16 protein-coding genes, 1 tRNA gene and 1 pseudogene are annotated in these 17,276 nt (G+C 64.4%); 9 read left to right on the plus strand and 9 right to left on the minus strand.

Annotated elements, in window-relative coordinates; translation table 11 throughout:
- Positions 1-45: 45 nt before the first annotated feature.
- The 3 genes and pseudogenes from AC1RUK_RS28350 (at position 46) to AC1RUK_RS28360 (ending at position 2,632) form a co-directional block, all read left to right on the plus strand.
- Complete coding sequence (locus AC1RUK_RS28350; protein WP_481837991.1) at positions 46-930, plus strand: helix-turn-helix domain-containing protein; 885 nt, start codon at positions 46-48, stop codon at positions 928-930.
- Positions 931-1,844: pseudogene (locus AC1RUK_RS28355) on the plus strand (phytanoyl-CoA dioxygenase family protein).
- Between the two features lie 155 nt (positions 1,845-1,999).
- Positions 2,000-2,632, plus strand: a complete 633-nt coding sequence (locus AC1RUK_RS28360; RefSeq protein ID WP_481837990.1) for a methyltransferase family protein — start codon at positions 2,000-2,002, stop codon at positions 2,630-2,632.
- On the opposite strand, the gene AC1RUK_RS28365 is transcribed toward AC1RUK_RS28360, so the two are convergent.
- Positions 2,633-2,848: a hypothetical protein gene (locus AC1RUK_RS28365; protein WP_481837989.1), complete on the minus strand. Its 216-nt coding sequence runs from the start codon at positions 2,846-2,848 to the stop codon at positions 2,633-2,635. It lies immediately after the preceding gene.
- A complete protein-coding gene (locus AC1RUK_RS28370) occupies positions 2,845-3,600 on the minus strand; it encodes a COG4280 domain-containing protein (protein ID WP_481837988.1) in 756 nt (251 codons plus the stop codon). Before AC1RUK_RS28370 ends, AC1RUK_RS28365 begins: the two co-directional genes overlap by 4 nt.
- A 287-nt stretch (positions 3,601-3,887) precedes the next feature.
- Between AC1RUK_RS28370 and AC1RUK_RS28375 the strand changes: the two genes are divergently transcribed.
- Positions 3,888-5,849, plus strand: coding sequence for an acyltransferase family protein (locus AC1RUK_RS28375; RefSeq protein WP_481837987.1), 1,962 nt, complete (start codon positions 3,888-3,890; stop codon positions 5,847-5,849).
- 320 nt (positions 5,850-6,169) lie between these two features.
- On the opposite strand, the gene AC1RUK_RS28380 is transcribed toward AC1RUK_RS28375, so the two are convergent.
- Together AC1RUK_RS28380 and AC1RUK_RS28385 are read right to left on the minus strand one after the other, a co-directional pair.
- Positions 6,170-6,424: a DUF982 domain-containing protein gene (locus AC1RUK_RS28380; protein WP_481837986.1), complete on the minus strand. Its 255-nt coding sequence runs from the start codon at positions 6,422-6,424 to the stop codon at positions 6,170-6,172.
- Between the two features lie 192 nt (positions 6,425-6,616).
- Positions 6,617-6,691, minus strand: a tRNA-Gly gene (locus AC1RUK_RS28385).
- A 212-nt stretch (positions 6,692-6,903) separates the two neighbouring features.
- Here AC1RUK_RS28385 and AC1RUK_RS28390 point away from each other — a divergent pair.
- The 4 genes from AC1RUK_RS28390 to AC1RUK_RS28405 all read left to right on the plus strand — a co-directional run bounded on the left by AC1RUK_RS28390 (position 6,904) and on the right by AC1RUK_RS28405 (position 9,611).
- Complete coding sequence (locus AC1RUK_RS28390) at positions 6,904-7,401, plus strand: prolyl-tRNA synthetase associated domain-containing protein (protein ID WP_481837985.1); 498 nt, start codon at positions 6,904-6,906, stop codon at positions 7,399-7,401.
- An 85-nt stretch (positions 7,402-7,486) separates the two neighbouring features.
- Positions 7,487-8,479: a thioredoxin gene (trxA, locus tag AC1RUK_RS28395; RefSeq protein WP_481837984.1), complete on the plus strand. Its 993-nt coding sequence runs from the start codon at positions 7,487-7,489 to the stop codon at positions 8,477-8,479.
- Between the two features lie 181 nt (positions 8,480-8,660).
- Entirely contained in the window at positions 8,661-9,332 is a 672-nt protein-coding gene (locus AC1RUK_RS28400) for an LON peptidase substrate-binding domain-containing protein (protein WP_481837983.1), read from the plus strand.
- 30 nt (positions 9,333-9,362) lie between these two features.
- The gene (locus tag AC1RUK_RS28405) at positions 9,363-9,611 is read left to right on the plus strand and encodes a Trm112 family protein (RefSeq protein WP_481837982.1); all 249 of its coding nucleotides are present in this window, start codon (positions 9,363-9,365) and stop codon (positions 9,609-9,611) included.
- A gap of 166 nt (positions 9,612-9,777) precedes the next feature.
- On the opposite strand, the gene AC1RUK_RS28410 is transcribed toward AC1RUK_RS28405, so the two are convergent.
- The 4 genes from AC1RUK_RS28410 to AC1RUK_RS28425 form a co-directional block, all read right to left on the minus strand.
- On the minus strand, positions 9,778-13,131 hold the full coding sequence (locus tag AC1RUK_RS28410) for an error-prone DNA polymerase (RefSeq protein WP_481840148.1): 3,354 nt from the start codon (positions 13,129-13,131) through the stop codon (positions 9,778-9,780).
- Complete coding sequence (locus AC1RUK_RS28415) at positions 13,128-14,597, minus strand: DUF6504 family protein (RefSeq protein WP_481839370.1); 1,470 nt, start codon at positions 14,595-14,597, stop codon at positions 13,128-13,130. Before AC1RUK_RS28415 ends, AC1RUK_RS28410 begins: the two co-directional genes overlap by 4 nt.
- Entirely contained in the window at positions 14,539-15,579 is a 1,041-nt protein-coding gene (locus AC1RUK_RS28420; protein ID WP_481837980.1) for an ImuA family protein, read from the minus strand. The genes AC1RUK_RS28415 and AC1RUK_RS28420 overlap by 59 nt, the downstream gene beginning before the upstream one ends.
- 109 nt (positions 15,580-15,688) lie before the next feature.
- Positions 15,689-16,321 (minus strand): LysE family translocator, encoded by a 633-nt coding sequence (locus tag AC1RUK_RS28425; RefSeq protein ID WP_481837979.1) that lies wholly within the window; start codon positions 16,319-16,321, stop codon positions 15,689-15,691.
- 125 nt (positions 16,322-16,446) lie between these two features.
- Here AC1RUK_RS28425 and AC1RUK_RS28430 point away from each other — a divergent pair, with 125 nt between their 5' ends.
- On the plus strand, positions 16,447-16,869 hold the full coding sequence (locus AC1RUK_RS28430; protein ID WP_481837978.1) for a metallopeptidase family protein: 423 nt from the start codon (positions 16,447-16,449) through the stop codon (positions 16,867-16,869).
- 162 nt (positions 16,870-17,031) lie between these two features.
- Here the strand turns inward: AC1RUK_RS28430 and AC1RUK_RS28435 are convergent, their stop codons facing one another.
- On the minus strand, positions 17,032-17,238 hold the full coding sequence (locus AC1RUK_RS28435) for a DUF1737 domain-containing protein (protein WP_192181790.1): 207 nt from the start codon (positions 17,236-17,238) through the stop codon (positions 17,032-17,034).
- Positions 17,239-17,276 lie beyond the last annotated feature (38 nt).

The raw sequence follows: 17,276 nt of genomic DNA on the forward strand, positions 1-17,276 counted from the left end.
AGGCTTGTCCCCGACAAAGGGAATAAGAAATTGGCGGAAAGTAAGATGCCGGAAAGGCCGTTTTATCAGCCTGGCGCCAGCAGCGTGGAGGGCCTGCCGCTGCTGCTGCAGATGTTCCACACGCGGCCCCTGGTGATGCTCAAGCCGCATTGGCATGCCCAGGTCGAGGTCAATTTCATCGTCCGCGGCAGCGTGCACTACCGCATGAACGATCATGAGATTTCGCTGTCGGCCGGCGAGATGTGCCTGTTCTGGGGCGGCCTGCCGCACCAGATGGACGATCTGTCGGACGATGCCGTCTATGCCGGCGCGCATCTGCCGCTGGTGCATTTCTTCCGGCTGCATCTGCCCACCGATGTCCGGCACCGGCTGATGACCGGCGCGACACTGGTGAGCAATGCCACCGACCGGTCGGACGACGACAATTTCGAGCGCTGGAACCGCTATGTCCGCTCGGGGGATCCGGCAAAGGCCGAGCATGCGGTGAACGAGCTGCTGCTGCGGCTGGAGCGGATGCGGTTCGAGCCTTACCAGTTGGTGCCGGAAAATCCGATCGGACAGGCAGCCGGCAGCCCCTTCGACCAGCAATCCTCGCGCAATGTCGGGCGCATGTGCGACTTCATCGCCGAAAACTTCCTCTACGAGATCGATTGCGTGAACATCGCCGGGGCAGCCGACATCCATCCGAAATACGCCATGAGCATCTTCAAGAAATCGACCGGCATGACGCTCAACGAATATGTCAACCTGCTGCGGCTGAGCTACGCCCAGGCGCTGCTGATGCATGAAGATGCCAATGTGCTGCGCGTGGCCATGGACTCGGGCTTCGGTTCGCTGAGCGCCTTCAACAAATCGTTCCGCAAGCTCGCCGGCATGTCGCCATCGGATTTTCGGCGTGAGCGTGCGAGCGCCGGCTATTCCGTCCTCTAGATGTTCGGATATCGAGCCGTCGCGCCGGCCAATCTCGTCGCCAACGGCAAGACGCTGTCGAGCGCGCCCGAGCGGCTCGGCCATCTCGTACCGACCGATCCGGGAGTCGGCGTCGCGGCAATCCGAGCGCTTTACCAGGCAAACGGCTATGTCTGGCTGAAGGGTCTCCTGCGCCGCTCCGACATCATCGATTTTCGCGGCTGGGTGTTTTCCCACCTCGGCGATACCGGGCTGATCGAGCCCGGCTCGGATCCTGCCTTGGGCATCGCGGCCGACGGCATGTTCGACAAGGGCCTCGCCGATCGTCGGCTGATGTCGCTGGTGCGTTCGGCCACCTATGAGGGTTTTTGCGCGCAGCCGCGCCTTTCCGGCTTCATGGACCAGTTCCTCGGCGGCCTATCCTACCTGCACAAGCGCAAGCTGATGCGGTTCACGCAGCCCGGAACGCCGACCGCGACCCCGGCGCATTACGATCTGGTCTATCTGCGCGGCGGCACGAGCCGCGTGGTGACCGCCTGGATACCCATCGGCGATACGCCGGTCGAGATGGCGGCCTCGCCTATCTGGAAGGCTCTCATGCGATCGGGACGGCGATGGAGGCCCGGTTCGAAAAGGACAACGCCGCTCTGGCGCCGCAGGAGCGGATCAGCGCCTTCAATCGCAACATGACCGAGGGCGGCTGGGTGTCCAAGGACCTGCCCGACATGGCGGAGCGCTTCAACACAAGATGGCTGGTCGCCGACTACGAGGCCGGCGACGTGGTGCTGCACTCGCCCTTCATGATCCACGCTTCCACGACCAATCAAAGCGCCGACAGGCGCATCCGGCTTTCGACCGACATCCGCTACCAGAATGTCGATGACGAGATCGACGCCCGCTGGAGCAATCACTGGAGTCTCGACGACATGCTTTGAGTGACTGGTCCGCGGCACCGGCATCTGTCCCGCCGCCGCTTACAAATTGGTAAGAATGGCCAAAATCCCGCGCAGGCACCTCGCCATGAGCTTACGGAACGGCTAATGGATGGCGTCGGTCTATCTCAACCGACCCCCGGAGCTGCGGACTTACGATGAGCTACGCGTCCCTCAAGCCGGCGGTGAAGGTGTTCGATCAGCACAGGCGCCTGATCGTCGTCCAGGTCGCGGCAGTCGTTGCCTTTGTCGTGCTGCTGTTTGCGAAGCCATTCCTCGGCGAGGGCTCGGACGGGCACGAATTCGTCGAAGCGCTCGGTGTCGGATTTGTTCTTGTCTGCTTCATCGGGCGTCTGTGGAGCATCCTCTATGTCGGCGGCAAGAAGAACGCCGAACTGATTTCCTCGGGACCATTTTCGGTCACCCAGAACCCGCTCTACTTTTTCTCCACCGTCGGAGCGACAGGTGTTGGATTGATGTACGGGTCCGTGCTGGCCGCCGCGGCCTTGGGTCTGGCCAGCTTCGTCGTCTTCAGAGTCACGGCGCGCAAAGAAGCCGAGTTCCTGCTGGGAAAATTCGGCCCGGCCTACACCGCCTATACGGAGCGGACGCCGCGGTTCTGGCCGAACCCGTTGCTCTACAACGACCAGGCCGAGCGCCAGTTTTCGACGCGCACCTTGAAGCGGACGTTCCGGGACGGGCTTTATTTCCTTGCCATGTTCCCGATCATCGAACTGGCCGAGCATTTGAGGAACAGCGGCGTGCTGCCGGTGTTTTTCACCCTCTATTGATCATTGGCCGGTTCGGCGCGCTGCGCGGCGAACGCTGTGCAGCAGGATGGCGAGACAGCCGACCAGCAGCAGGAGGCCGCCGATCAGCGGCGGCAGAGCCAGCAGCTTGACCGCCACTGTGATCGCGGCGATCAGGACCAGCGCCAGCAGCGCCAGACTGCCGTCGTCGACGAACATGCCGACGAGTTCCTTCAGCACAAGACGGATGAGTTTCATCGAGCGACCCCTTCGGCGGGCTGCGGATAGCTGCTGCGCAGCCAGCGCACGATGGCAAAGGACGCCAGCGCGACGATGGCGAAGATGAGGAGCAGGGCCAGGTCCTCGCCCGGCCACTCGGCGCCGATGCCTTCGCCGGTCCAGAAAATGCCGAAGCTGGTCAGCATCAGCCCGACAACGAATTTTAGTGCGTTCTCCGGCACCCGAGCCAGCGGCCGGTGCAAGGCGAGCCCGGCCAGCATCACCAGCACGAAGGCCGCCAGCGCACCGAGGCTGGCGTAGAGCGTCTGGCCATGTGCCGCGCCGACGGCAATGACGATGAACACCACTTCGACCCCCTCGAGCAGCACGGCCTTGAACGACGCCAGTCCCGCCAGGTAGTCGGCACGGCGGTCGTTGGCCTGTTGCTGCAGAAGAGCGGTTTCCTTTGAGAAGGCCAGCTCCTCGTCACGCAAGGCGATGACGCCGGCGCTGCGCAGGATGGCCTTTCGCAGCCAGCGCATGCCGAACAGGATCAGCAGGACGCCGACCACGAACTGCATGACTGTGATCGGAACCAGCGCCAGCAGCGGCCCGAAAGCCAGGACGAGCGCCGCCAGCACGGCCAGCGCCAGTGCGGCCCCGATCAGCGCCGGGCGCCAGCTGCGGGTGACGCCGACGGCAAGCACGATGGTGAAGGCTTCGACGACCTCGACGAAAGAGGCGAGAAAGGCGGCCGTGATCGTCGAAAGGATGGGTGTCAGTGTTTGCATGAAGCGTCCTGTCTTGTCTCGTCTGACCATGATCCTTTGATCGTGGTCTGGAATCACTATGCCGCCAGCACCACAAAGCGCCCCGATGGCAGCGAAAAAGCAAGCGAAGCGCCAACCGATGGATATGGGGGCCAATCGAGCCGCACGCGCCGCGCTCCGCGATCGACCGCCAGCCGCCAACCTCTGGTGACCGCGAGCGGACTTTGATAGGGATCGTGGCAATCGAGTGGTCGGGATTTCGGGTCCGGGATTTCGGCCGAAAAACCGTTCGAAATTGCGGGGGCATCTTGCATTCAGTATCCGAGCGGCGTGGCTTTCGGCCGGAAATACAGGGGCTGCGCGGCCTGGCGGTGGCGCTGGTCGTCGTCTACCATTTGTGGCCAGGCATCCTTCCGGGCGGCTATGTCGGCGTCGACGTCTTTTTCGTCATTTCAGGCTATCTGATCACCGGCATGCTGGCTGAGATGGCCGCGCGGGATGGCCGGGTGTCGCTGGTCGGGTTCTATTCCCGACGGGTGCGGCGGCTTCTGCCGGCGGCAACGCTGGTGCTGCTTGCGACGCTGTGCGGAACGCAGCTGTTCCTCTCGAAGGCGCGCTGGGAGGAAACGGCGAACCAGATCCTGGCCAGTGCGCTCTATGTCGAGAACTGGCGGCTGGCGGCGATCGCGGTCAGCTATCTCGATGCCGAAAGCCTGCCGAGCCCGGTGCAGCACTATTGGTCGCTGTCGATCGAGGAACAGTTCTACATCGTCTGGCCGATCCTCATGATTGGCGTGATCTGGTTGGCGAAGCGTCGCGGATTTCGCCTGGGACGTGCATTGGTTGGTGCGTTGTCGGCCGTTTGCGTTGCGTCGCTGGCCGCCTCGATCGTGTTGACGGCAAAAGCCCCCGCCCAGGCCTATTTCGTGTCGCAGACGCGCATCTGGGAGCTTGCGCTTGGCGGCCTGCTGGTGCTCAGCGAGCACCGGCTTGCGCTTGATATCTTCGCAAGACGATTGCTGGGGGTCGCCGGTGTGGCCGGCATCCTCGCAGCCGCGACGTTGTTTTCCGCGGCAACGCCATTCCCGGGCGTAAGTGCCTTGCTGCCAACAGTGGCCACCGTCCTTGTCGTCCTGGCGGGCGACGTCAATTTCGGGCGATTTCGCGGGCTCGATTCAGGGATCCTTCGCTTCATCGGCGACCGGTCGTATTCGATCTATCTCTGGCATTGGCCGCTGCTGACCTTCTTTCTGGCGCAAGGCTATTCGCCGACGCTCTTTGGCGGCGTGGCCCTGATCGGGCTGACCCTGACGCTGTCGGAGCTCTCCTACCGGTATGTCGAACAACGATACAGGCAGGCAGCAGGCGGCGCATGGTGGAAACCGCTGGGCTACGGCACGCTGGCGATCCTTGCTTGCGCGGCGGCTTCCGGCGGTCTGCTCTATATGCTGAAGACCGAGACCATCGACCGGGCTTTGGTTGGAACGCCGTCCTATCCCGGGCCTGCCGCTCTTGTCGCGAGCGCAGCGGTGCCGGACAACGTCGACCTGCTGCCGCCGCTGGCGCGGCTGAACCGGGACATTCCGGTTGTCTATGTAACGAAATGTCATCAGATGGAGGGCTCGGATCCGACGCGATGTCTTCTCGGCGATCCCGCGGGTGCAAAGACCATGGTCCTGGTCGGCGATTCGCACGCCGCCCAATGGGCTCCGGCGCTCGACAAGATCGCCAGGGACCACGGGCTGAGGCTGGTCAGCTTTACAAAATCCGCCTGCCCGTTCACCCGCGCATCGATTGGAAATGCCAACTCCGCTTTGTCCTGCGCAGAATGGCGGGAAAGGGTGCTCGCCGAGATCATCAAGCTCAGGCCGGAACTGGTGTTCACCAGCCAGTCCAACTACGGCTCCGTTCCGCAGGAAAAGATGATCGAGGGCCTGCGCAGCCTGTGGAGCAGGCTGACGGAGGCCGGCTCGCAAATCATCGCCATCCGCAACACGCCTTATGTCAAGTTCGACCCCGGCGACTGCCTGAGCGTCACGCCGCAAAAATGTTTCACCCCGCGAAGCGAGGGTGAGCCGAGCAATGTGTTGGCGGAGGCTGCGCAAGGCCAGAAGAATGCGCGCTTCGTCGATATGATCGACGCCATATGCGGCCCGCAGCTTTGCCCGGCCGTTGTCGGCAACATCATCGTCTGGCGGGATCATCACCATTTGACCGCGAGCTATTCGCTGGCCCTGGCTTCTTACCTGGCCCTGAAAGCGGGGTTTTAGCGGTGCCGCCCGGCACGAAGCCGCCGATTTGCAATCCGGGGGCGCCTCCCGACGACAAATCAACCGCAAGCGTTCTGTCTCAACCGGATTTGACTCGGGTTCATCCGATTTATCGCCTCGGACCATGGCCATTTTGGCAAATTAGCAAAGGTGCGCGAAAGGCCTATAGATATGCCAGCCGGCGAAACTATCCCCTCTATTGCCGGTTAGGCCCGGCGGCCGACCCCACACCCAGCCACGACCGCTGGGCCGCTCCGGTGCTAAGCGAGATGTTCGACTCCGCGATGCCAGGACCATTGCCCCGAGGCGGCACAGGTATTTCAGTTGTCTTCTTCAATGCGTGGAAGGAGGCGACCATTCTCTATGGCAGCAATCCTGAAGCACCTCCTGGCCTCCTGCGGTGTCGCTTTGCCAGCCAGGGCGGCAGTGCAAACGCGTGCCGCTCGGTTCCAGTGCGGGCCACGCTCGGTCCATGTCAGGAGTTCCTTGGACGCAGCTTGGACGTTGCTGATCAGAAGTCGGTGACCGGCACTGGTCTTCACGGGGACCTCAGGGCTGAACGAGAGGACGGACATTAGAGGAAGCTAATGGAAGTCGTGAATGTTGGGTAGAGCGGAGATGGCGTAGGCTGTAGGCTGCTCGCTGGCCGGCCCGTCACGTCTTTGGCCGCCAGCAGAGTTACCGCAACCCCGCGTGCTGCCCCTGAAAACGAAAAAGGCCGGATTGATCCGGCCTTTTTCGTATGTGCTTGATCCCCTAGAGGAAACTGGAGCGGGTGAAGCGATTCGAACGCTCGACCCCAACCTTGGCAAGGTTGTGCTCTACCCCTGAGCTACACCCGCTCGCGCGGCTTTTGGGCCGCAAGCCGCGCCTATATGGCTGAAGAGCGCGGCGATTGCAACAGGGAAATGACGAGCTTTTTGGCCTAGCTCTCAAGTGCGACCGACTCCGTTTTGAGGCGCGAGGATTCGCCGGTCCGTTCCAGGACGGCCTTGCCGGGAGGGTACCATTGGCCGTAAACGGCATGGCCCTGTTGAAGATCAAGAGAAGACCGATGCCGAAGACCGAAGCCGAGCTTTTCGCCTTTCTCTCCGACCTCGGCATCGCCGTGTCGACGCGGCGGCACCCGCCGCTCTATACGGTGGCCGATTCGCAGGCGCTGCGCGGCGAAATCCCCGGCGGGCACACCAAGAACCTGTTCCTCAAGGACAAGAAGGACAATTTCTTCCTGGTCAGCGTCGGCGAGGAGGCCGTGGTCGACCTCAAGCAGATCCACAATCTGATCGGCGCCGCCAGCCGCGTCTCCTTCGGCAAGCCCGAGATGCTGATGGAACTTCTCGGCGTCACGCCGGGCGCGGTCACGGTTTTCGGCCTGATCAACGACACCGAGCGGCGGGTCAAGGTGGTTCTCGACCAGGAGTTGATGGGGCATGACGTCATCAATGCCCACCCGCTGATCAATGAGGCGACGACCTCGATCACTGCCGCCGATCTCGTCAAATTCGTCGAGGCAACCGGACACGATGCTGTTATCTTGAAAGTCTCGGCATGATCGCCACATGGATGGCGAAAACTGATCTCTAGGAAGGACGTTGCGCCCCTCCGCTGGTGGGCGGCGCGACCGGAAGGGCGACGACATGAGCGACAACAATCCGTTCGGCGGCCAATTCGGCAGCAATGCCGGCCAGTATGCCACGACAGTGCAATATGGCGGCACTGACGCAGAGCGTGCGAAGGCCGCGCTTGGCCAGGTGCCGGTGGACGTCATCAAGGATACGACGACGGCCGGCTTTGCCGCCGATGTCGTCCAGGAATCGCGCCGGCAGCCGGTTCTGGTCGATTTCTGGGCGCCTTGGTGCGGCCCCTGCAAGCAGCTGACGCCGTTGCTGGAAAAGGCGGTCAAGGCCGCCGGCGGCGCGGTCAAGCTGGTCAAGATGAACATCGACGAGCACCCCTCGATCGCCGGCCAGCTCGGCATCCAGTCGATACCGGCGGTCATCGCCTTCAAGGACGGCCAGCCGGTGGACGGCTTCATGGGCGCCATTCCCGAGAGCCAGATCGGCGAGTTCATCAAGAAGATCGGCGGCAAAACTGGCGGCGCCCCGCAAGTGGCCGATGCGCTTGCGGCGGCCGCGGAGGCGCGCGAGGCCGGCGACATCCAGACCGCGGCTGACATCTATGACGCGGTGCTGGAGCAGGCGCCGGAGACGATCGAGGCGATCGCCGGGCTGGGCGAGCTGCTGTTCGAGGCCGGCGATGCGGAAGGCGCGGAAGCCACTTTGGCCCGGGCGCCTGAAGCCAAGAAGGATGCGCCCGCACTTGCCGCGCTGCGCACCAAAATGGCGCTTGCCGCGCAGGCGGCCTCGCTCGGCAATCCGGCCGAGTTCGAGCGGCGGCTGGCCGCCAATCCGGACGACCATCAGGCGCGGTTCGACCTCGCCATGATCCAGAACGCGCGGGGCGAGCGCACGCAGGCCGCCGACAATCTGCTGGCGATCATCAAGGCCGACCGGACCTGGAACGATGACGGCGCCAAGGCGCAGCTGCTGAAATTCTTCGAAGCTTGGGGCATGACCGACGAGGCGACGCTCGCGGCGCGGCGCAAACTGTCGTCGCTGCTGTTTTCCTGAGGCGCTTTGCCGGCTGTTTTTGCCTGGTGGGCTTGCGGCCGGCGGCTGGCGCGCCAGATTAGAGCAATTCCAGGAGAAGTGCGTAGCGGTTTTCCGTCTGGAATTGCGTGGATAGGGCGGTTCTGCGTTTCCGTGAAACGGCGAACCGCTCCAGGGCTGGCGAGGCGAAGGGAGGACTGACGTGCAGGTGGGAAATGCGCACTACCGGCGTGGCGCGGATCTGCCGTCGACGATCCCGGTGTTTCCGCTTGCCGGTGCGCTGCTTCTGCCCGGTGGCCGCATGCCGCTCAACATCTTCGAACCGCGCTATCTGCAGATGGTGGACGAGGCGATCGCCGGATCGCGGCTCGTCGGCATCATCCAGCCCAGCCTCAATGGCGCCTTGCGCGACGACGGCGAGCCGGAGCTGTGCAATGTCGGCTGCGCCGGACGCATCATCTCGCTGGCCGAGAGCGGCGACGGCCGCTACCTGATTTCGCTGCAGGGCGTGTGCCGCTTCCGCATCGCGCATGAAGCCACCGTCAAGACGCCGTTTCGCCAGTGCCGGATCGCCCCCTTTCTCACCGATCTCGACGAAGACCAGGTCGGGTCCGAGGTCGACAGGCCGTCGCTGCTCAAGGCGTTTCGCGCCTATCTGCAGGCCAATGACCTGGAAGCCGACTGGGAAAGCGTCAGCCGCGCCGAAAACGCCATGCTGGTCAACGCGCTGTCGATGATGGCGCCCTATGGACCGGCCGAAAAGCAGGCGCTGCTCGAGGCGGCGGACCTGAAGACGCGCGCCGAAACGCTGATCGCCATCACCGAAATGGCGCTGGCGCGCGAGAATGAGGATTTTGGCTCGAGCCTGCAGTAAAGACACATCCAAGGCTGGGAAGAGGACACGATGGCAGCGGACGGGCGTGATGTGCGGAAGGCCAATGTCGACCCTAAACTGCTGGAATTGCTCGCCTGCCCGTTGACCAAGGGGTCGCTGGCCTGGGACCCGGAGCGCGGTGAGCTGATCTCGAGGGTGGCAAAGCTTGCCTATCCGGTGCGCGACGGCATTCCGATCATGCTGCCCTCGGAGGCACGGACGATTTCCGCCGATGACGTGCCGCCGCCGCCGCCACCGCGGCTGAGCGGACCGTCCTGAGGACAGGGCGAGATAGCCGCGAGGCGGCGTTGCGAAGACGATAGGATCGGCAGAGGAATGGCGGCGACGCAGAAAAGCCGTTCTGCAGCGATCCTTCGCGCCCCCTCTGTCGCGCCGGCATCGAAGTTTGCACCGTAGCAACGCTCCAGGGCGTCTCGCCAAGGCCTTACTGAAAGTTCCGCCCCTTGGGCATGACGCTTTCGGCCTTGCCCGACAGTGTCGCGATGTCCTTTCCTGCCGGCATGTTGCGAGTAGTGGGCGGGCTGGAGCGATCCGGATTAATCGGTCGCGTCGGGTCGTTCTTCGGACCGGAGCCTGGCTGGCCAGCGGCTTCTTCCAGCAACGCCGACAGCCAGGGCGTCAGATCCTCGACCTTCTCGGCGACGATATGGATGACACCGGATTCCGACTGCAGTTTACCGGTGACGCGGACGAAGCGCGCGCCCATGACGATGGGCCGGAAGCGGGTGAAGGTCCTTTCCCAGAAGATGATGTTGGCGACGGAATGCTCGTCTTCCAGCGTCAGGAAAATGGCGTTGCCCTTGCCGGGGCGCTGGCGCACCAGGACGAGGCCGGCGACGGACACCCGCCTGCCATCCCGGACGGACGGGAGACGCGCATTGGGCGTGACGCCGGCGCGGTCCAGCCGCTCGCGCAGGAAGGCCACCGGATGCGCCTTCAGCGACAGGCCGAGCGAGCGGTAGTCGTGGATGACATGCTCGCCGAGCGGCATTTTCGGCAGCCTCGTCTCGGGCTCGAGATCGCGCAGGCGGATGTCCTTCTGGTCGAACAGCGGCAGTTTTTCGGCGGCGCTCTTGCCGTCCAGCGCCCGCACCGCCCACAGTGCCGCGCGGCGGTCGAGGCCGATCGAGCGGAAAGCATCGGCCTGCGCCAATTTCTCGATCTCGTCGACATCGAGGCCGGAGCGCAGCCAGACATCCCTGACCGTTTCGTAGCCGGAACCGCGCCGGTCGACGAACAGCTTCATGCGATCCTCGGACAGGCCCTTGATCTGGCGGAAGCCGAGCCGCACGGCATGGCTGGTGCGGATGACGCCGCGCATTTCGGCATGGCGCGCAAGCATGCGGTTCGGATCGAAAGAGGAGTCCTCCAGAGTGCAGTCCCAGAGGGAGAAATTGACGTCGACGTCGCGGATGTCGACGCCATGGTCACTTGCGTCGCGGACGAGCTGGGCCGGCTGGTAAAATCCCATCGGCTGCGCGTTCAGGATCGCGGCGCAGAACACGTCGGGATAGAAGGTCTTGAACCAGCAGGAGGCGTAGACCAGCAGGGCGAAGGAGGCGGCATGGCTTTCGGGGAAGCCATATTCGCCAAAACCCTCGATCTGCTTGAAGCAGCGCTCGGCGAAATCCTTCTCGTAGCCCCTGCCGACCATGCCGTCGATCATGCGCTGGCGGTAATTGCCGATCGTGCCGGTGCGCTTGAAGGTGGCCATGGCGCGGCGCAGCTCGTCGGCCTCGCCCGGCCGGAAGCCTCCCGCCTCGATGGCGATCTTCATCGCCTGCTCCTGGAACAGCGGCACGCCCAGCGTCTTGCCGAGGATCTTCTCCAGTTCAGGCTTCGGATATTCGGGCTTTTCCTTGCCCTGCCGGCGGCGCAGATAAGGATGAACCATGTCGCCTTGGATCGGGCCGGGCCGCACGATCGCCACTTCGATGACGAGGTCGTAGAATTCGCGCGGCCGAAGGCGCGGCAGCATCGACATCTGGGCGCGCGATTCGATCTGGAAGACGCCGAGCGTGTCGGCGCGGCAGATCATGTCGTAGACATCCATGTGCTCGGGCGGAAGGGTGGCCAGCACATAGGGTTGGCCATACCGGTCCCGCGCATCCGGATAATGATCCGTGAGCAAGGTGAAGGCACGCTTCAGGCAGGTCAGCATGCCGAGTGCCAGCACGTCGACCTTGAGGATCTTCACCGCGTCGAGATCGTCCTTGTCCCACTCGACCATCTTGCGCTCCTCCATCGCCGTCTTGACGATGGGAACGATCTCGTCCAGCCGGTCGCGGGTGATGACGAAGCCGCCGACATGCTGGGAGAGATGGCGGGGGAAGCCCATGATCTCGTTGGCATGCTCGATCACTTGCCTGGCCAGCGGATCGCTGCGGTCGATGCCGCCGGCGCTCGCCTCCTTTTCGCCGAGCTCCGAGGTCGACCAGCCCCAGATCGAGCTGGACAATGCGCTGCGGACATCCTCCGACAGGCCCATGGCCTTGGCCACCTCGCGCAGCGCCGAGCGGCCGCGATAGCTGATGACGGCGGCGGCTAAAGCGGTGCGCTTGGCGCTGTATTTGTCGTAGATGTACTGGATCACGATTTCGCGCTTCTCATGCTCGAAATCGACGTCGATGTCGGGCGGCTCGTTGCGCTCCTCGGAAATGAAGCGCTCGAACAGCGTGTCGATGCGGTCCGGCCCCACTTCGGTGATGCCGATGCAGAAGCAGACGATGGAATTGGCGGCCGAGCCGCGGCCCTGGCAGAGGATGTCCTGGTTGCGGGCGAATTTGACGATGTCGTAGACGGTCAAAAAGTAGCGCGCGTAGTTCAGGCGCTCGATCAGAGCGAGCTCTTCCTCGATGCGCTGCGTCACGGAAGCAGGGACGCCCGCCGGGTAGCGCGTGGCGGCCCCCTCCCTGGCCAATCGTTCGAGCTCGGCCTGCGGCCCAAGACCCAATTCCGTCGGCTCGTCGGGGTAATTGTATTGGAGATCACTCAGCGAGAAGCTCAGCTCTTCAGCAAAGCGCAGCGTCTCCGCCAGCGCCTGTGGATGCCTGCGGAAAAGCCGGGCCATCTCGAGCGGCGGCTTCAGATGGCGCTCGGCATTTGCCGTCAGTTCCAGCCCCACCTCGGCGACGGGGACGTTGAGGCGGATCGCGGTCAGCACGTCCTGCAGCGAGCGCCGCCCGGCGCTATGGTAGAGAACGTCGTTGGTCGCCATCAGCGGCACGCCGGTCATGTCAGCCATCGCCGCGTCCTGCTCGATGCGGAAACGGTCATTGCCGCGATAATCCGGCGCAACGGCCAACCGAAGCGCTTTGCCGAACCTATCTTTAAGCCGACTAATTAAATCAAGGCTGTCTTTGGCGCCCGCCTGCAAGTCGGGCAGGATCGCCAGCGACAGCAGATCGCCCCATTCGAGGAGGTCGCTCAACTCGAGCAGCGTCGCGCCCTTCTCGTTCTCGTCGCGCAGATTGGCCTGGGTCAGCAAGCGGCAGAGATGCCCCCAGCCCTTGCGGTCCTGCGGATAGGCGAGGATGTCGGGTGTGCCGTCGCCAAAGACCAGGCGGCAGCCGGGATGATAGGCAAGCTTCTCCACCTTGGCCTGCTGCCAGGTACGCACGACGCCGGCCACCGTGTTGCGGTCGGCAAGGCCGATCGCGGAGAAGCCGAGGAATTTTGCCGCGACCACCAGTTCCTCCGGCTTCGAGGCGCCGCGCAGGAAGGAGAAATTCGACTGGATGCCGAACTCGGCATAGGGAATGGCGGCCAGCGCGTTCATGCGAAAACCCCATGCATGAACCAGCGCGGCGGCACTTCGGACGCGCCGTAGAGGCCCTGGCGGTAGAGCCAGTAGCGGCGGCCGTCACTATCCTCGATGCGGAAGTAATCGCGGGTCGGCGCCTCTTCCTCACCTGGCTGCTGGCGCCACCATTCCGGCGCGATGCGCTCGGGACCTTCGGCGCGCGCCACGCGGTAGAGCGCGCGCCGCCAGCGGAAATTCATCGGCGGTCCCTCCGGCATTTCGGTGGCCGGCACCTCGATCGGCTCGGGCGAGCGGAACAGCCGGATCGGCCGTTCCGGCGGAAAGACGGTTGCTGGCGGGGCGTTACGTTGCCTCGGTGGCGCGCGCCTTTGCGGCGCCTCCGAAAAGGGGACAGTCGTGACGGCGCGCTCCGGCAGATGGCTCTCGATCGCGACCGGCCTCAGCACCGCGGCTTCGCCGAGGCGGGCGCGGATGCGGTCGGCGAACAGCGCGATGTCGGCGTCGTTGTCCTCCGCCTCGCCGGCAAGGTCCGCCTGCTGCATGTCGAAGGCGGCGGCCGACAACACCGAGAGGCGCACCAGGTCGAAGCCGTAACCGGCATCGATATCCTGCTCCAGCGCGGCAAGCCTTTCGTGGAACAGTTTTTGGATCAGAACGGGCTCGCGCAACGGGCGCGAGGTGCCGACAGCGATGCGGCTGACAGCGCCGTCGACGCGAAAGAGCAGCAGCGCCAGCATCCTGGCGCCCTCGCCACGGCGTTCGAGATCGCTCTTCAGCGCCTTTGCCAAAAGGCTCACCAGCCGCTCTATGTCGGCGGTCAGCATGATGGGTTCGGTGAGGTGGCGTTCGACCGACAGCGGCGCCACCGGCAGCCGCGGCGACACCGCCTCGTCGAGGCGGCCGAGCGCCTGGTCGAGGCGCAACAGCAAGGTGGCGCCGAAGCGGCGGGCAAGCGGCGCGCGCGGGGCCGCCATCACCGCGCCCGCCGTGCGCAGGCCGACGCTTTCCAGGCTGGCGCGGATTTCCGGCGCGATGCGCAGCGCGGCCAGCGGCAAGGGCGCGAGAAGCGCCTCCTCCTCGCCGCCAGCGACGATTCGATCGTCGCAAAAGCGCGCCGCCGCCCAGGCAGCGCCCGGCGTCGCGGCCAGCCCGGTGCGGACGTCAAAACCCTGATGGAAGAAGCGCGACAATATCTCGTCCAGCATTGCGCGTTCGCCGCCGAACAGATGGGTGCAGCCGGTGACGTCGAGGAACAGGCCGTCGGTGCCGTCGATCGCCACCAGCGGCGTGTAGCGGTCGCACCAGTCGGCGAGGCCTTCGAGCAGGCGGCGGTCGGCCTCCGGATCGGCTTCGACGATGTCGATCGACGGATGCATGGCGCGCGCATCGGCGATGCCCATGCCGCGCTTCAGGCGCAGCGCCTCAGCCCGCTCGTCGAGGGCTGATATGCGCTGGGCGTTGCGGTCGCGATGGCTGATCACCAGCGGCAAGTGATCCGACGGCCGGGAACGCCAGGACCGCCCCAGACGCTGGCGCAGGATACGTTCGGCGGCCAGATGCGGGAACCACAGCGACAGGATTCGTTGTCCGTTCTTGCCGTCTTTCCTCAAAAGCGTGTTCATCGGGGTTCCACTCCAGTGTGAATTGTCCGGGCAGAGCGGTGCGGCTCTTGCCGATGCTGACGGTGAAGGCGGGGCGGCCGATCGAGCCGGCGAGCGGCCCGGCGATGGTGTCGCGGCTGGCCGAGGGTGCGGCCGACACGATGAGGCGCACGGGTGCGGCGGTCGGTTCTGCCTCGCCGGCCTGGCGCAGCAGGAATACCGGCCGGCCGGCGTTTTGCGCCCGCGCGTGCAGCCGTCGCGTCGCGGTGAGGTCGAGCCGCTGCGGGCTGCCGCGGATTTCGAGGATGACGGCGGCCAGCGCCGTCATGCGGGCGGCCTCCTCGGCGATCCATAGCGCATCGACAAGTTTTGGCGCCTCGGAAAACAGAAGTTGTTCCGGTTCGATGCCGAACAAGGCGTGCAGCCCCCTGGCATAGGGAAAGCCGGCCTCGCGAAAAATCTCCGATGTGCCGATCCAGAGAACCGGCAAATGCGGCTCTTGCCTGAGGATCAGGCTGGTGAGCGAGAGCGCAAAGCCGGCAACGGCCCCAGCGTCGCGGGTTTCCGCGCCATGGATCTCGCTCAGTGCCGCCTTCGGCAGGCCGCCGCTCAGCGCTGCATCGAGACGCTCGACACCGGTGCGCAAAAACGCATCCGGCGCGGCCACGGCGATGCCGCGCCGGAGAATCGTGATCTCGGGCGTGATCTTAGGCGCGATCCCGGGGCGGACATCGATGTCAGCGCGCGCGTCAGGCCGCGCGCCGGCCGGCGCCGCCAGGCGCTCGGGCAGCGTTCCCTCGATTTTCGCGATCTGGCGGCGCAGGGCAAAAACGGTCTCCCGCGCCACGGCGGTCATCGCCATGACGGTCAACTTTCAGCAGCATTGTTCCTGTTATGTTCCTATAGATTCCAGAGGGTGCTAAAAGAGTCAAGCGGAGTCATGGGGAATTTATTCCTCTGTGGTTGCGTGCTTAGCGTTGGCCCCCGAAGGCCAGCCGAGCCGCAAGCCCTGCAAATACAGTTCCCAGCAATAGCTGGGGCGCCCGCTGAAACCGCGTACGCCTCGACAGCGCCGCACCGATCCGGCTCGCGGTCAGGATGACCAGGCCATTGACCATCAGCCCGATCAAATTGAGGACGGTCGCCAGCACCAGGATCTGCGCCGCCACGGAACCGGCCTGCGGCTGCACGAACTGCGGGAAAAGCGCCAGCACGAACAGCGCCATCTTCGGGTTGAGCAGGTTGGTCAGCAATCCCTGCCGGAAGATGCGGGTTTGCGAATAGCGCGGCAGGCCGGCGACCGGCGCCAGCGCCGTGCCGTCGGCACGGAACGCTTTCCAGGCGAGATAGGCGAGGTAGGCCGCCCCGGCATAACGCACGATGTCGTAAGCGATGGGAGCGGCGAGGAACAGCTGCGACAGGCCGAAGGCGGCGGCCAGCGCATGGCAATAAGTGCCGGCGGCGATGCCGGCATAGGTCGCCAGGCCCGCCGCGCGCCCCTGGCTGGCGCTGCGGGATGCGATCAAAAGCATGTCCGGCCCCGGCGTCGCCGTCAAAGCGAGGCAAGCAATCGCGAAAAGTCCAAGGGTGGAAAGGTCCGGCATGAGAGCTCCTGATCCATGGCCGGAACTGACCCGTATGTGATTCCCCGACAGCATGAAACAGGAATTGCTGCGTCATTTGCCTGGACCGGCGCGAGAGCCTATATGCCGGGATCAAAGGACAAAGCATGGCCCGCATCTACAAGACCCGCACCTGGCACGACCAGCTTTCGCCGTCGATGGAGGAAATGGAGTTCCTGGCGCTGGAGGCCTACGCCCATCTGCCGGAGGAATTCCGCAAGCTGACCGGCGAGATCGTCATCCAGATCGCCGACTTCCCGACCGACGAGATCATGGACGATTTGTCGCTGGAAACGCCGTTCGACCTGCTCGGCCTGTTCGAGGGTCGCGGCATCGCCGAGCGCTGGAACCCGCAGACCGGCGAGGGGCCGAACCGCATCACGCTCTACCGCCGCGCCATCCTCGACTACTGGGCCGAGAACGAGGAGACGCTGGGCGACATCGTCACCCACGTGCTGATCCACGAGATCGGCCACCATTTCGGCCTGTCGGACGATGATATGGAACGGATCGAAGAGGCGGTCGAGTAGGCTGTGTCGATATTCAGGTGATGCCGGCCTGCGAACGGCGGTTCCCTGCGCTTCCGGTGCTCACGTACTTCAAGTACGCTCCGCTCCGGTTCTCGGAAACCGCCATTCTCGGCGCGGCCTGACCTGAATCTCAACACATCCTGCGTCGGAGCTTGGCAAAGCCTACCAGTCGCTGAGCTTGGTGTCGGGTCCGTATTCCTGGCCCTCGACGTCCTTCACCACCGCCTGGCCGCAACGCATGGTCTTGGTCTTCTTGTCGTAGGCGTAGGTCGGCGAGCCGAACAGGTGCCAGCCCTTGTTCAGCGCCGCGGTCACCTTGTGACAAAAGCTGGAATCGTCCGGAGCGGACAGAAAGCGGTAGAGTTTCATTTTCAAGTCCTGTCGTAAGTACCCATAACCCACAAGGG

This window comes from Mesorhizobium monacense (genome assembly GCF_056781675.1).

Bases quoted from the DNA above. Each gene is read 5' to 3' on its own strand.
- AC1RUK_RS28425 (WP_481837979.1), bottom strand. From the start codon at position 16,321: ATGCCGGACCTTTCCACCCTTGGACTTTTCGCGATTGCTTGCCTCGCT.
- AC1RUK_RS28350 (WP_481837991.1), top strand. From the start codon at position 46: ATGCCGGAAAGGCCGTTTTATCAGCCTGGCGCCAGCAGCGTGGAGGGC.
- AC1RUK_RS28410 (WP_481840148.1), bottom strand. From the start codon at position 13,131: ATGAACGCGCTGGCCGCCATTCCCTATGCCGAGTTCGGCATCCAGTCG.
- AC1RUK_RS28365 (WP_481837989.1), bottom strand. From the start codon at position 2,848: ATGAAACTCATCCGTCTTGTGCTGAAGGAACTCGTCGGCATGTTCGTC.
- AC1RUK_RS28405 (WP_481837982.1), top strand. From the start codon at position 9,363: ATGGCAGCGGACGGGCGTGATGTGCGGAAGGCCAATGTCGACCCTAAA.
- AC1RUK_RS28360 (WP_481837990.1), top strand. From the start codon at position 2,000: ATGAGCTACGCGTCCCTCAAGCCGGCGGTGAAGGTGTTCGATCAGCAC.
- AC1RUK_RS28420 (WP_481837980.1), bottom strand. From the start codon at position 15,579: ATGGCGATGACCGCCGTGGCGCGGGAGACCGTTTTTGCCCTGCGCCGC.
- AC1RUK_RS28435 (WP_192181790.1), bottom strand. From the start codon at position 17,238: ATGAAACTCTACCGCTTTCTGTCCGCTCCGGACGATTCCAGCTTTTGT.
- AC1RUK_RS28370 (WP_481837988.1), bottom strand. From the start codon at position 3,600: ATGCAAACACTGACACCCATCCTTTCGACGATCACGGCCGCCTTTCTC.
- AC1RUK_RS28390 (WP_481837985.1), top strand. From the start codon at position 6,904: ATGCCGAAGACCGAAGCCGAGCTTTTCGCCTTTCTCTCCGACCTCGGC.
- trxA (WP_481837984.1), top strand. From the start codon at position 7,487: ATGAGCGACAACAATCCGTTCGGCGGCCAATTCGGCAGCAATGCCGGC.
- AC1RUK_RS28430 (WP_481837978.1), top strand. From the start codon at position 16,447: ATGGCCCGCATCTACAAGACCCGCACCTGGCACGACCAGCTTTCGCCG.
- AC1RUK_RS28380 (WP_481837986.1), bottom strand. From the start codon at position 6,424: ATGTCCGTCCTCTCGTTCAGCCCTGAGGTCCCCGTGAAGACCAGTGCC.